The following is a 14149-nucleotide window of genomic DNA, read 5'->3' on the forward strand; positions in this document are numbered from 1 at the left end:
TTATGGAAAAGTACAAACTTATTGGCCCTATTAAACAATTGTTATCCATGGATGGATTACCCTTAAAAGGAGCCTTGAAAGACGAAGAGCTTCCAATAATTGAAAATGCAGGTATTCTTACAATAGGAGAACGCATTCACACCATAGGAAACTATAATGAAATGCAACAAATAGCAAAAAGTCTTGATGCAAAGGTTATACAACTGCAATCTGATTATGTCTGTCTACCTGGTTTTATAGATGCCCATACACATATTTGCTTTTCTGGTTCTAGAGCTAATGATTATGCCATGCGAAACTCAGGAAAATCTTATCTAGAAATTGCAAAAGCAGGAGGTGGAATCTGGGATACAGTAACCAATACTAGAACTGCTAGTCAGGAAGAATTATGTCATTCTGTAATAAAAAGAGCTAATCACCTTCTTAAGAATGGTATCACTACTGTCGAAGTAAAAAGTGGCTATGGTCTTTCTATACAAGAAGAACTAAAGATGTTGCGCGCAATAAAAGGAGCTAATGAAAATTTAGAATCAGATCTAATACCTACTTGCTTAGCAGCACATATGCTTCCAAAAGATTATAACGGCACTCATGAAGAATATCTAAACGATATAACTACAAACTTGTTCCCAAATCTTATAACGGAAAAACTTACAAATAGAATTGATGCATTTGTAGAGCAAAGTGCTTTTTCTAAAGAAAACATCAAACCTTATTTTAATAAAGCTATCGAAATGGGATTTGATATCACCGTTCATGCAGATCAATTTACTACTAGCGGAAGTGAAATCGCGGTAGAAATAAATGCGGTAAGTGCAGATCATCTAGAAGCAAGCACAGATATAGAAATTAAAATGTTAGCAGAAAGCGATGTTGTTTCAGTTGCATTACCAGGAGCTTCTATCGGATTAGGTTGTGATTTTACACCAGCGAGAAAAATTCTTGATGCAGGAGGAGCTTTAGCAATTGCAAGCGACTGGAATCCCGGTTCTGCACCGATGGGAGATTTACTTACCCAGGCTTGTATTTTAGGAACATTCGAAAAACTAAGTAATACAGAGGTATTAGCCGGAATTACAACAAGAGCTGCTGCTGCTTTAAAATTAGATGATCGTGGAAAATTAGCTCCTAAAATGATAGCAGACTTCTGTTTCTTTTCAACTGATAATTACAATGAAATATTATATCATCAAGGTAAACTAACTCCAAATCAAGTATGGAAACGAGGAGATCTAGTATATTCTAAATAATATAACGATAAAAAGACTTCAACAATGATCTATATGATCAACAATTACATCAAATACTTATGACTACTTTCAAAGAACAAATTTTAACTGGTATCCCTGATACATTACCTCCTAAAAAAGAACTTAGTACAAAAATAAGTAGAGCTCCTAAACGAAAACAAATATTGTCAATTGACGAAAAAAAACTAGCACTTAAAAATGCTCTGAGATATTTCAAACCGGATTGGCATCAAGAACTTGCCGAGGAATTCCTTGAAGAGTTAAATGAATACGGACGTATTTATATGTATCGATTTATGCCAGATTATGAAATGTATGCTAGACCTATACACGAGTATCCATCAATTACCACACAGGCCGCAGGAATCATGTTAATGATACAAAACAATTTAGATCCTGCTGTTGCTCAACATCCGTACGAATTAATTACTTATGGAGGAAACGGAGGCGTTTTTCAAAATTGGGCACAGTATCTGCTTACGATGTATTACCTAGCCACCATGACCGAAGAACAGACTTTACACATATACTCAGGTCACCCTATGGGACTATTTCCTTCTTCTAAAGAAGCTCCGAGAGTTGTTGTTACAAATGGAATGATGATTCCAAATTATTCCAAACCAGATGATTGGGAGAAATTCAACGCATTAGGAGTTACCCAATATGGACAAATGACTGCTGGAAGTTATATGTACATTGGGCCACAAGGAATCGTACACGGAACTACTATTACCGTAATGAATGCATTCAGAAAAACCTTAACTCCTGGCGAAAAAACTGCTGGTAAGATTTTCTTAACCGCTGGTTTAGGCGGAATGAGCGGTGCCCAGCCTAAAGCTGGAAACATTGCTAAATGTATTACCGTATGCGCTGAAGTAAATCCCGATGCAGCCGAAAAACGCCATGGACAAGGTTGGGTAGATGAAATTGTAGATAATTTAGATGATTTAGTAAGAAGAGTTCAAGCAGCGATTAAAAATACAGAAGTGGTATCAATTGCGTATAAAGGAAATATCGTTGATGTATGGGAACGTTTTTATGATGAAAACATATATATACATCTAGGATCAGATCAAACATCACTACACAATCCTTGGTCTGGAGGGTACTATCCTGTAGATATGACTTATTCGGAATCCAATGAAATGATTGCAAATGACCCAATCCAATTTAAAACTAAAGTACAAGAATCATTAAGAAGACATGCAGATGCAATAAATAAGCATACAGCAAAAGGAACCTACTTTTTTGATTACGGAAATGCATTTCTATTAGAAGCTTCTCGTGCTGGGGCGGATGTAATGGACACAAACAAGATAGATTTTAAATACCCTTCATACGTGCAAGATATCCTAGGACCTATGTGTTTTGATTACGGTTTTGGTCCATTTAGATGGGTGTGTACCTCGGGAAACCTTAATGATTTAGATACAACTGACAACATTGCAATACAGGTAATGCAAGAGATTAAGAAAAATGCTCCAGAAGAAATCCAACAACAGATGCAAGACAATATCACTTGGATTCAAGAAGCAAAAGAAAATAAGCTTGTTGTAGGCTCCAAAGCAAGAATTCTATATGCTGATGCCGAAGGAAGATCAAAGATCGCTGAAGCGTTCAATAAAGCTATTAAATCAAATCAAATATCGGCGCCTGTAGTATTAGGTAGAGATCATCACGACGTAAGCGGTACAGATTCTCCATATAGAGAGACTAGTAATATTTATGATGGAAGCAAATTTACTGCTGATATGGCGATTCATAATGTAATTGGAGATAGTTTTAGAGGAGCTACTTGGGTATCCATTCATAACGGAGGTGGCGTTGGATGGGGAGAAGTTATCAACGGAGGATTTGGTTTACTATTAGATGGATCTGATGAAGCGTCCAAAAGATTAAAAAACATGTTGTTTTATGATGTGAATAATGGTATTTCTAGGAGAAGTTGGGCAAGAAATGAAGAGGCTATTTTTGCGATAAAAAGAGAAATGAAACGTACACCTTCACTTAAAGTAACCGTCCCTAATATCCTAGAGGAAAGAATTTTAGATAAATTATTTTAATAACCATCACATCTGTACAATATTTTACACACAAGCATTATTCTACCAATGAACAACTATAAAAAAACAAATCCCGCTATTTGGTCAGGACGGACATCTAATGATCAATTATATCTTCACGAGAAAATAACTTGTATTGACATAGAAAATGATGAACTTCCTAAAAATAAGCAAACAAGCTTTACAATTCTAGGATACGCTTGCGAAGAAGGAGTCAAAAGAAATTTAGGCAGAATTGGCACAGAGTCCGCACCTGATCAAATAAGGAAAATGATAGGGTCTTTATCAAATCATTTCGATAAAACTGTTAAAATAATAGACGTAGGCAACATTTATTGCATAGGAAATGACTTAGAAGAAACTCAAACTATTACTTCAAATAAGGTATTTCAAATTCTTGAAAAGCAATATTTTAGTATTATTTTAGGAGGTGGTCATGATCTTGCATACGCACACTATAATGGAATTAAAAAACACCAACCAGACGCCAGAATTGGAATTATAAATTTAGACGCTCATTTTGACTTGAGATCAGTAAATGGCCAAGGAAATTCTGGTACTCCATTTTATCAAATCTCTAAAGAGAACGATCGTTTCAAATACCTGTGCTTAGGAATTCAAGAAGAATCCAATAACAAAGAATTATTCCAAACTGCTCAAAAATTGGGAGTAGAATATATCAAGAATACAGATTTCAATATTACAAACAAAAACAATATTGAAGTAGTAATTAATAATTTTATAAACGATGTTGACTTGGTTTATTTAACCATTGATTTAGATGGTTTTTCATCTTCTGTTGCTCCTGGTGTTAGCGCCCCTTCTCCATTTGGTTTTTCTATCGACATTGCCTTATTTGCTATTGAACAAATTTGCAATAGTAAAAAATTAGTTAGTGCGGATATTGTAGAGCTTAATCCTAAATATGATTTAGATAATATCACAGCTAAATTAGCTGCTAGATTAGTTTATTATATGATGAAGTTTATTTCCTCTTCTTAATTATAATATCTGTTCCTACATTTAGCTATATTTACCATAGAACTTCTTATAAGCCCTATGGAACAAACTGTGATAATTCTCATTTACATTCATGCATTATTTGGTGGTATTGGATTATTATCAGGCCTTATCAGTATTATAGGTAAAAAAGGTAGGTTTTACCACAAAAAAGCCGGAATAGTATTTTCTATCGCTATGTTTATTAGTGCTCTAATTGCTATCCCTATCACCCTTCTCCCTAATCATAAAAATTTACTACTACACTTACTCTCTATATTCACAATATACCTTGTAATTTCTGGAAATAGAGTACTCAGGTTTAAAAAACAATATGTTTTACAAAAAGTGGACATCATTATTAGCTCTGTAATGGGATTAATATTTTTAGGAATGATTAGTACAGGCATCTATTATCACTTGCAAGAGATCCCTAAAAGCATTTTATTTTTCTTTTTCGGAGGGTTTGGTGTCATGGCCACGATTAGAGATGTTAAGCTCTATAAAACCTTTAAAACTAATCCTAAGGCTTATTTATCTAATCATATTGGTAAAATGTCCGGAGCATACGGAGCAGCAATAACTGCATTTTTACTAGCTGCATTGGATTCAAGCACCTTATGGGTTTGGTTAACCCCTTCTATTGTTACATTAATATTTGTTACTTTTTGGAGACGAAAAATATCTTAACAACAGGTTCTTACCTTCCTTGTAACATTATTTTTAGTACATCGTCTGATAATTAAACTCATACATCATGTATTTTCAAAAAATAACTGAACGTACGCTGCGATACTTCGTAGCATTTTTCATATTTGTTTACGGTGCTGCCAAACCACTTCAATTTAAAAATAATAATGGTTTTCCAGATAAATTAGTAAGTGAGTTAACTGGGATGGAACTTATGTGGTCTTTTTTTGGACACACACAAGCAATACCCATAATTATTGGAGTATTGCAAGTTACAGGAGCATTACTACTTTTATCTAAGCGTACTAAAATTATTGGCACATTCCTTTTATTGCCAATCATGACCAATATTGTACTATTTGATGTATTCTACCAAGTTAACGCAGGAGCTACTATTAACGCTATCGTCTTTCTTGTTATTCTTATAATTCTTCTATTTTTCGAACAAAAGAAAATGATTAAAATCTTTAAAACAATTACTTTAAAATCACCAAAAGATGACAACAGAACTTCATTGTTTATTATAAGTGCTGCTCTAGCCGCCTTACTATTTTTTGGATACACGTATCTACAGCGATAAATATTATGTTTTTAAAACTTAAACAGTAAAAACGTATTCATTTTATTACACAAATAATTAACTAAGAAACTTACTTATAGGAAAACTTGTATTTCATTGCATTCAAAATATAATTACTTTCGTATCTTCGGGATATATGTATATATCTAAATTCCCCATTTAGATTTGCGCACACAGATTACCTCTCGGGCTTTTTTAATATAAATTACAATCACTTTATTTATTCTTAAATAAAGATGGTTCAGAATGTTTTATGGAAGAAGTAAATTTTTATCAAATATCAGTTTTCTTGCTACAAGGGTTTGTAGTATCCTTTTTGGTATTAACGTTATTTCATTTTCGAAAAGTAACAGGTAACGGACTGTTATTTACAGCCTTAGGAATGTTTCAATTCATACAGGTATTCACAGCAACAACAATGTATTTTGAAATATATAATGGAATTACGGTATCTCCAGGATCCTCCGTTCTTTTTTCCGTAACACTGTTTACCGTATTAATTTTCTACATTAAAGAAGATGCTTTATTAACAAGAAAGCTAATATACGCACTCGTTATTGCTAACTTGATGATAGTAATCTTATTACTCCTTTTCGGTATTAACTTAAAAGATTCTAGTATTCATCAGGTTTCATTTACTATGTTATCTGATTTTTTTAACACCAATATATTTCTTCTAATTTATGGTACTATTCTTTTATTCCTTGATTCTATTCTTATAATTTTTGTCTTTGAGTATATTTCTAAACATATACAATCTCTTTTTCTAAGAATACTTTTCACGATGCTTTTGATCCTTTCATTTGATGCTTTGATGTTTAGTATTGTAGGGTTTTGGGGACCTATGGATGTAACAAATTTTCTAATTTCTGGACTATCTTCTAAAATAGTTATGAGTATTTATTATGGTATTTTATTTACCATATACATTAAATACTTTCAAAAAGAAATCTCCGAAAACAGCTATTCTACTTTTAAGGATGTTTATCACTCACTAACCTATCGTCAAAAATTTGAAGAAGCAGAAAAGGTAATTCAGCTAAGCGAAAACAGATATAGAACATTAACCGATATTTCTCCTGTAGGCATTTTTATGACTAAAGCCAATGGAAAAACTACCTTTGTTAACGAAAAATGGTGCGAAATTTCCGGTTTAGCCCAACAAGAAGCAATGAACGATGGATGGCTAAAAGCAGTACATCCAGAGGATAGAAAGAAATTAAAATCTGACTGGTATAATAATACAAAAAGACGAGAATCTTCACATGCTGAATATAGATTTATTAGACCAGATGGAACTACTATTTGGGTATTAGGCCAAGCTATTCCTGAGTATAATGAACGAAAAGAAATTATTGGTTATGTAGGGACTGCAACAGATATCACTGAATTAAAACTTTATGAAATAGAACTAAATAAAATGAAAGATAAAGCTGAAGAAAGTGATCGTTTAAAGTCTGCTTTCTTAGCAAACATGAGTCATGAAATACGAACTCCTATGAATGGGATATTAGGTTTTGCCGAATTACTTAAAGAACCTGTACTTACCGGAGACGAACAACAACTATACATTAGTCTTATAGAAGAAAGTGGCACTCGAATGCTCAATATTATAAGAGATATAATTGATATTTCGAAGATTGAATCTGGACAAGTGAAGGTGTTTACATCAGATATAGACATCAATGAACAAGTAACTTATTTATATCAGTTTTTTAAACCAGAAGCTGACAGAAAGGGTTTGCTATTAAGCTTTAACAATGGTTTACCGGACCAAGAAGCAATTATTAAAACAGACAAAGAAAAATTTAACGCTATACTAACCAACTTAGTTAAAAACGCTCTTAAATATACTCCTGAAGGCTCTATTTCTTTTGGTTATAAAGTGGAAGATGAATTTTTACAATTTTACGTAAAAGATACCGGTATGGGAATTGCAAAAAATCGACAAAAAGCAATTTTCGAACGCTTCGTACAAGCAGATATCGAAAATAATTATGCCATAGAAGGGGCTGGTATTGGATTATCTATCGCTAAAGCCTACAGTGAAATGCTTGGCGGAAAAATCTGGTTAGAAAGCAAAAAAGACTTAGGTTCTGTGTTTTATTTTACAATCCCATATACCACATCAAAAAAAGAATAGACTTAAAAGGACACCAAACCTACTCTATAATTAGATATTTTTATTTATCGAATACAATGGTCTCTACCCAGTAATTCTCTAATTCTTCTAACGTTATTTCTTTTAAAACTCCAACCCAAGGATCAATCACTAAAACCGTATTATCATCTTTATACCCCGTTATCAAAAGTGCGTGCGCCATAAAACCATTATAATTTTGTGTCCCAATTAAAATTGGACGACTGCTATCTATATGCCCTTTTATCTCACTAAAAGTAAGTTTTGGATCATTTCCAGAAATTAAACTTCTATATTCTGAATTGATATAGCTAAAGTGAGTTGATATTTGCGGATGTAATGTAAATAAATCTAAACCTTGATTATTTGCTTCAAACATTTGGTCTAGTTCTTTTTCGGACTTAAATGTTCCATAACTTTGTAAAGCCATTGATAAAGCAGCAGCCCAACAGTTATTTGATCCAATTTGTTCTTCTGGAATTATATGTAAAACACTTGTCGATTTCTTTTTAGCACTTGTTAGTTCGCCCATAATACTTTATTGTTTTTTGTGTGTTTTCAGATTTCAAGAGTTGTTTTTAGACAACAAATAAATATTCTAATAAAAATAAGGAAAAACAGCTTCTATAACAACTATAAACAAGTATGAAAAAACTGACGAAAAACACACTTAATAAATTAAAAAACAACACATTAAATCATCTGAACAATCCAATTCGTAATCGTCAAAAGAAACTTTTCTTTTTCTAAATCATTATGCAGTTCGTGGTACCCTCCTTTAAAAGGAATAAATGAAATCAAGTCATTCTTTTCTGCAAACTCTTGACTTGCCCTATAATCAGTAATTTGATCTGCAGTTCCATGAACTATCAAAACTGGTTTTTCAACAAAAGCGGCTTTAGAAATTACCCAAATACCGGCTTCTATAATTGGAAGTGTGAAATTAGTACTTACTCTATCGTGAATTAAAGGATCATTTTCATACTTTTCTACCTCATCCGCTATTCTAGAAATGGCCTTTACATCCAACCCAGAAAGCAATGTTACAGAAGGTGCTATTTTTTGAAACATCTTTCCCATTGTCATTTTCCATTTTGGTGGCTGAAACGCTAAACGTAAGAAAGGACTCGTAATAATTACTCCTGTAACTTCTGGTTTTTTCCGGATTAAATAATTGATAACCAAGTTTCCACCCATACTATGGCCATATAAGAATACAGGAAGGTTATTTACTATTTCTCTTGATTTTTGATAAACAGCGTCTATTGTATCCATAAGAGAATCATAATTAGGGCAATGTCCTCTTTTACCACTGCTCTTACCATGACCAAAATTATCATAAGTAATTACACCTATTTGTTTTGACAACAACTCAGGAATTACATGATCCGAATATCTACCAGAATGCTCACCCATACCATGTACTAGCAAAACCATTGCTTTACAGTTAGTAGGCAACCAATATTGACCGTACAACTGATATTTAAGATAATTGAAATAAAATTCTTGAAATTGCATACTTAGATATACTATTAAAATAGATTCAAAAATGACATCACTTTTCTAAATAAAAGCAAATTACATTTTTTACTCCTCAAACATTAACGAAACAAATTCTGCAACACAGGCAGGCTTTTCTGAACCATCAATTTCCACTGAACAATCCCAAGTTATTTTTAGGCCTTTTTCGGTATAAGCCTCTATATCCTTAATACTACTATGTAATCTTAACCTACTATCTACAATTACAGGATTTGGAAACCTTACTTTATTAAGTCCATAATTAACACCCATTGCTAAACTTTCTATATCAATAAGATCCATCAACATTTTGGATAGTAGCGAAACTGATAAAAAACCGTGAGCAATAGGTCTCTTAAATGGAGATTCCTTTTTAATTCGATCTAAATCAACATGTACCCATTGGTAATCTTTTGTAGCATCAGCAAACGCATTAATCATTTCCTGGGTTACGGTAATCCATTTACCCAATGGTAATTGTTTTCCGTGGTACGTTTTAAACTCATCAAAGTTTTTACAAGTCAACTGATCCATATTTTTACTTATTGTAGATTTCTAAACTATCTTGAGATTCCTCCATCTATAGTCAAGCAAATACCTGACACGTAAGAAGCTTCATCTGATGCCAAATACAAATACCCATAAGCAATATCCATAGGCGTAGCAGCTTTCTTTAAAGGAATTTGTGATTTAATTCCTTCTATATGCTCCTTAGGAATCTGATCTGTCATTTCTGTTAGTGTAAATCCTGGAGCTAACGCATTGGCTGTGATTCCATACTTACCCAGCTCTATTGTCCAAGTTTTAGACATCGCAATAACACCAGCTTTAGTAGCTGCATAATTGGTTTGCCCAAAATTACCTCGTAAACCTACATTAGAAGCCGCAGATACAATTCTTCCATAACCAGATTCTTTCATGTATTGAGAAACAACCTGTGTACATAAAAAAACACCTTTTAAATTTACTTCGATTACAGCGTCCCATTCATTCTCACTCATTTTATGCAGTGTACGGTCTTTAGTTATTCCTGCATTATTAATCAAGATATCTATTTTTCCATATTTTTCATGAATTCTTTCGGCTTCAGCTTCAATAGCACTTTTATCAGTAACGGAAATACTCGTGAATTCGGCAACTTGACCATTGTCTAATATAGATTTAGCTACTTGTTCACCTTCTGGTAATAAATCCCAAATAATTACAGTTGCGCCTTCTTTAGCAAATAAAGTAGAAATAGCTTTTCCTATTCCTCTTGCTCCTCCTGTAACGATTGCAATTCTATTTTTTAATCTCATATGTAAGCTTGTTTATTAAATAATATTAAGAACATTGAATCACCACTTTGCCTCTCACCTTTCTATTCATCATTTCTTCTAAAGCATTTGGAGTTTCTTCTAACGGATATATTTTATGAATGTGTGGTTGTACCCTTCCTTCCTCCATCCATTTCATTAATTGTAATGTATTATCCATATTCCCTTTAGGATTTTTCATTGCAAAATTACCCCAAAACACACCAACAATAGAACATCCTTTTAGTAATGCTAGGTTCAATGGTACTTTAGGAATATGTCCTGCAGCAAAACCTATTACTAAATATCTACCTTCCCAAGCTGTCCCTCTCAATGCTGGTTCAGAAAAATCTCCTCCTACAGGATCATACACAACATCTGCTCCTTTTCCATTTGTTAACTCTTTAATTTTACTTTTTAGATCCTCTTCGGTATAGTTTATAACTTCATCTGCTCCATATTGTTTGCATAATTCCAGTTTTTCTTTAGAAGATGCAGCCGCAATAACCTTAGCTCCCAATAGCTTTCCTAGTTCAATTGCTGCAAGCCCAACTCCTCCTGATGCCCCTAAAACCAGTAAAGTTTCGCCCTGCTTTAATTGAGCACGATCTTTTAATGCATGATAAGATGTGCCATACGCTATCATAAAAGAAGCCGCTACCGAAAAATCCATCTTAGGAGGTTTTTTAAAGCATACATTAGCAGGAACTGCAACTTCTTTTGCATAACCGCCTTGCATTACAAATCCAAAAACCTCATCTCCAATATTAAGGTGCTTAACATTAATCCCTACTTCTTTTACAACTCCTGCTACATCACTTCCTGGAATAAAAGGAACATCGGGTTTAAACTGGTACAAGCCCTGAATTATAAGAGTATCAGGGAAATTCACTCCACAGGTTTTTACTTGAATTAGGACTTCATTTTCCTTTGGTTTTGGAGATACAACATCCTCATATACCAAATTAGAAGGTGGTCCGTATTGTTTACAAACTATAGCCTTCATACTAATCCTCTATAACCTTTAATACAAGTTTACCCATTTTATTTCCAGAGAAAAGACGCAAAAATGTTTCATGAAAGTTTTCGATTCCATTATAAATATCTTCTTTACTTTTCAATTTCCCTTGTGCCAACCAACCACCCATTTCTCTAGCTGCTTTCCCATAATCTTTTGCATAATCCATAACAACCATACCCTGCATTGTTGCCCGATTTACTAATAATGAAAGATAATTTTTAGGCCCTCTCATATCTTCCATATTATTATATTGAGAAATTGCCCCACAAATAACAATCCTTGCCTGCATACGCAGTCTAGATAACGCCGCATCTAAAATTTCTCCTCCAACATTATCAAAATATACATCAATACCTTTTGGACATTCATTTTTGATAGCCTCATATATATCTCCAGACTTATAATCTATAGCAGCATCAAAGCCTAAAACGTCTTTAATATAGTTGCATTTTTCTTTTCCTCCTGCTATTCCAATAACACGACATCCTTTTATCTTTGCTATCTGACCAACTATACTGCCAACCGCTCCTGCAGCCCCAGAAACTAAAACAGTATCTCCTTCTTTTATTTTACCAACTTCTAAAATTCCGAAATATGCTGTCATACCAGGCATCCCTAGAGTTCCAATATACATTGGCAAAGGTGCTAATTTAGGGTCTACAGTATACCAATTATCACCATTAGTTACAGTATATTGCTGTACTCCTCCCCAACCGGTTACAAAATCACCTTCATTAAATTTCGAATGATTATTGGATTTAATAACTTCTCCTATAGATCCAGCTCTCATTACATCATCTAATTCTACTGGTTCTATATATGATTTTCCTTCCCGCATCCAGCCTCTCATTGCAGGATCTAACGATATATAATGATGTTTAATCAATACCTCTCCTTCTTTAGGTTCTGGAATAGGATTTTCCTGTAACTCCCAAGTAGTTTTATCTGGTAATCCCTCTGGGCGGTTTTTTAAGATGATTTGCTTATTCATTTTTAAAATATTTTTTATTTAATCCAATTTATTTTTTCTGTAAACTTTCTACGAAAGCCTTCATTTTTGCTCTTATTTCTGGTTTCCACCAAAGAGAAATTGCTTGTTCTAAATCGACCTTAGGATCTTCTTCCATACTTTCTAACCAATCTCTTCGTAACTTATACTTAGTATTCTTAAAAATTTCTTCATCAGCTTGTAAATACTGCTTCATTTTAGCTTCTGCTTTTGGCAAAACTTCTTCTAAATCACAAACTTCATTTACTAAGCCAGTATCCAAAGCTTCATCAACACTCAATAACTTTCCTCCAAGAATACATTCATTTGCCTTTCCTTCTCCCAACCAATAGGAATACCCTCTAATAAGGTTATTAGAAATCTGAATATTCACTGCTACTTCGTTTAGACCAATAGTATATTTTTCTCCTGCAGCCATAATACGATGGTCGGCAGTAATAGCAATCACACAACCGCCTGCTGGAGAATATCCTGTAATAGCACATATAAATGGTTTACTAAACTTGGCTAATTGGATATACATCCCTCCAAAATCATTAAAAAACTCATTCATCTTCGGCTTATCATAACCATACAATTCTATAACATCAAGACCAGCTGTAAAAAAATGAGGCGTACCGGTTATTATCACTCCTTTTACAGAACTATCAATTTCTAAATCATCAAAAACCTGTCTTATTTCCTTAGTCATTTGATGATTAATAGCATTTACTTTTCCTCTGTTCAACTGTACAATTGCGTAGTTATCTTTTCTTTCTACTTTAATGGTCTGCATTATGGGTTTTGGCTTTATTTACTAATTGAATAATTGTTTTATAGAGAAGTTCCTCCATCTAATGTAATTGTCTGTCCCGTTATAAACTTCGTGTTTTCTGAAGCTAACCACACCACAGCTTCTGCTATTTCTTCTGCTTGTCCATACCGCTTCATTGGAATTACACTTTTTAGCATATCGTCCATATCAGGTCGCACTGATAACAATTTACTTAAGAGCGCTGATTCTGTGTAACCGGGACAAACTGCATTGATTCTAATATTCTTAGTTGCATATTCTAATGCAGCCGATTTAGTCATCCCAACGACGGCAAATTTACTAGCACTGTATGAAAGGTTATTTAATGATGCTTTTAATCCAGCTAAGGATGCAATATTTACAATATTACCATAGCCTTGTTTCATCATTTGCTGTAAAGCTAATTTCATACAATAAAAAACTCCTGTTTGATTTACTGCAATAACACTATCCCAGTCTTTTAACGTATATTCTGCAGTTTTAGACATATTTCTTGGACCTATCCCTGCATTATTTACCATTACATCTAATTGTCCAAGCTGATCTACCGTTTTAGAAATTAACAACTCTACTTGTGCAAAATCAGCAACATTAGCAGTAATTACTGTCGCTTTTCCTCCTTCTTTATTTATTTCTTCTGCAACCTGATTTGCTTTTTCTTCTTTAATATCAGAAACAACAACGGTTGCTTTATGTTTTGCAAAATGTTTTGCCGTAGCGGCTCCTATTCCCGAACCTGCTCCTGTAACTATAACTACTTTATCTTTTACTTGCATGTAATACTATAT

The 14149-nt window shown here is 33.5% G+C and carries 14 protein-coding genes; 6 read left to right on the top strand and 8 right to left on the bottom strand.

Translation table 11 applies throughout. The features are described 5' to 3' along the window. Nucleotides 1-2 precede the first annotated feature (2 nt). The 6 genes from hutI (at nt 3) to J8L88_RS06345 (ending at nt 7725) form a co-directional block, all read left to right on the top strand. Nucleotides 3-1250: an imidazolonepropionase gene (hutI, locus tag J8L88_RS06320; protein ID WP_118386430.1), complete on the top strand. Its 1248-nt coding sequence runs from the start codon at nt 3-5 to the stop codon at nt 1248-1250. A gap of 59 nt (nt 1251-1309) precedes the next feature. Continuing rightward, on the top strand, nt 1310-3313 hold the full coding sequence (locus J8L88_RS06325; protein WP_211060265.1) for a urocanate hydratase: 2004 nt from the start codon (nt 1310-1312) through the stop codon (nt 3311-3313). Between the two features lie 48 nt (nt 3314-3361). After that, complete coding sequence (gene hutG / locus J8L88_RS06330; protein WP_211060266.1) at nt 3362-4315, top strand: formimidoylglutamase; 954 nt, start codon at nt 3362-3364, stop codon at nt 4313-4315. Between the two features lie 57 nt (nt 4316-4372). Next, nucleotides 4373-5002, top strand: a complete 630-nt coding sequence (locus tag J8L88_RS06335) for a hypothetical protein (protein ID WP_027391158.1) — start codon at nt 4373-4375, stop codon at nt 5000-5002. A gap of 67 nt (nt 5003-5069) precedes the next feature. Further along, entirely contained in the window at nt 5070-5582 is a 513-nt protein-coding gene (locus J8L88_RS06340; RefSeq protein WP_118386433.1) for a hypothetical protein, read from the top strand. Between the two features lie 253 nt (nt 5583-5835). Next, nucleotides 5836-7725, top strand: coding sequence for a PAS domain S-box protein (locus J8L88_RS06345; protein WP_211060267.1), 1890 nt, complete (start codon nt 5836-5838; stop codon nt 7723-7725). A gap of 40 nt (nt 7726-7765) precedes the next feature. Here the strand turns inward: J8L88_RS06345 and J8L88_RS06350 are convergent, their stop codons facing one another. From J8L88_RS06350 to J8L88_RS06385, 8 genes are all read right to left on the bottom strand, one after another. After that, entirely contained in the window at nt 7766-8254 is a 489-nt protein-coding gene (locus tag J8L88_RS06350) for a C39 family peptidase (RefSeq protein WP_211060268.1), read from the bottom strand. Nucleotides 8255-8415: 161 nt separating this feature from the next. Next, nucleotides 8416-9240, bottom strand: a complete 825-nt coding sequence (locus tag J8L88_RS06355; protein ID WP_211060269.1) for an alpha/beta hydrolase — start codon at nt 9238-9240, stop codon at nt 8416-8418. 69 nt (nt 9241-9309) lie between these two features. Further along, the gene (locus J8L88_RS06360) at nt 9310-9777 is read right to left on the bottom strand and encodes a MaoC family dehydratase (RefSeq protein WP_211060270.1); all 468 of its coding nucleotides are present in this window, start codon (nt 9775-9777) and stop codon (nt 9310-9312) included. 26 nt (nt 9778-9803) lie between these two features. After that, nucleotides 9804-10541: a 3-oxoacyl-ACP reductase FabG gene (gene fabG, locus J8L88_RS06365; RefSeq protein ID WP_211060271.1), complete on the bottom strand. Its 738-nt coding sequence runs from the start codon at nt 10539-10541 to the stop codon at nt 9804-9806. Between the two features lie 25 nt (nt 10542-10566). Beyond that, nucleotides 10567-11544 (bottom strand): NADPH:quinone oxidoreductase family protein, encoded by a 978-nt coding sequence (locus tag J8L88_RS06370; protein WP_211060272.1) that lies wholly within the window; start codon nt 11542-11544, stop codon nt 10567-10569. A 1-nt stretch (nt 11545) separates the two neighbouring features. Next, nucleotides 11546-12550 carry an NADP-dependent oxidoreductase gene (locus tag J8L88_RS06375; RefSeq protein WP_211060273.1) on the bottom strand — a complete coding sequence of 335 codons (1005 nt, stop codon included), beginning with the start codon at nt 12548-12550 and terminating at the stop codon, nt 11546-11548. A gap of 28 nt (nt 12551-12578) precedes the next feature. After that, nucleotides 12579-13343, bottom strand: coding sequence for an enoyl-CoA hydratase/isomerase family protein (locus J8L88_RS06380; protein ID WP_211060274.1), 765 nt, complete (start codon nt 13341-13343; stop codon nt 12579-12581). 38 nt (nt 13344-13381) lie between these two features. Next, nucleotides 13382-14137 carry an SDR family NAD(P)-dependent oxidoreductase gene (locus J8L88_RS06385; protein WP_211060275.1) on the bottom strand — a complete coding sequence of 252 codons (756 nt, stop codon included), beginning with the start codon at nt 14135-14137 and terminating at the stop codon, nt 13382-13384. Nucleotides 14138-14149: the final 12 nt, after the last annotated feature.

Origin of the sequence: Aquimarina sp. MMG015, assembly GCF_018100855.1 — a bacterium.
GTDB lineage: Bacteria > Bacteroidota > Bacteroidia > Flavobacteriales > Flavobacteriaceae > Aquimarina > Aquimarina latercula.

Bases quoted from the DNA above. Each gene is read 5' to 3' on its own strand.
- hutI (WP_118386430.1), top strand. From the start codon at position 3: ATGGAAAAGTACAAACTTATTGGCCCTATTAAACAATTGTTATCCATG.
- J8L88_RS06325 (WP_211060265.1), top strand. From the start codon at position 1,310: ATGACTACTTTCAAAGAACAAATTTTAACTGGTATCCCTGATACATTA.
- hutG (WP_211060266.1), top strand. From the start codon at position 3,362: ATGAACAACTATAAAAAAACAAATCCCGCTATTTGGTCAGGACGGACA.
- J8L88_RS06335 (WP_027391158.1), top strand. From the start codon at position 4,373: ATGGAACAAACTGTGATAATTCTCATTTACATTCATGCATTATTTGGT.
- J8L88_RS06340 (WP_118386433.1), top strand. From the start codon at position 5,070: ATGTATTTTCAAAAAATAACTGAACGTACGCTGCGATACTTCGTAGCA.
- J8L88_RS06345 (WP_211060267.1), top strand. From the start codon at position 5,836: ATGGAAGAAGTAAATTTTTATCAAATATCAGTTTTCTTGCTACAAGGG.
- J8L88_RS06350 (WP_211060268.1), bottom strand. From the start codon at position 8,254: ATGGGCGAACTAACAAGTGCTAAAAAGAAATCGACAAGTGTTTTACAT.
- J8L88_RS06355 (WP_211060269.1), bottom strand. From the start codon at position 9,240: ATGCAATTTCAAGAATTTTATTTCAATTATCTTAAATATCAGTTGTAC.
- J8L88_RS06360 (WP_211060270.1), bottom strand. From the start codon at position 9,777: ATGGATCAGTTGACTTGTAAAAACTTTGATGAGTTTAAAACGTACCAC.
- fabG (WP_211060271.1), bottom strand. From the start codon at position 10,541: ATGAGATTAAAAAATAGAATTGCAATCGTTACAGGAGGAGCAAGAGGA.
- J8L88_RS06370 (WP_211060272.1), bottom strand. From the start codon at position 11,544: ATGAAGGCTATAGTTTGTAAACAATACGGACCACCTTCTAATTTGGTA.
- J8L88_RS06375 (WP_211060273.1), bottom strand. From the start codon at position 12,550: ATGAATAAGCAAATCATCTTAAAAAACCGCCCAGAGGGATTACCAGAT.
- J8L88_RS06380 (WP_211060274.1), bottom strand. From the start codon at position 13,343: ATGCAGACCATTAAAGTAGAAAGAAAAGATAACTACGCAATTGTACAG.
- J8L88_RS06385 (WP_211060275.1), bottom strand. From the start codon at position 14,137: ATGCAAGTAAAAGATAAAGTAGTTATAGTTACAGGAGCAGGTTCGGGA.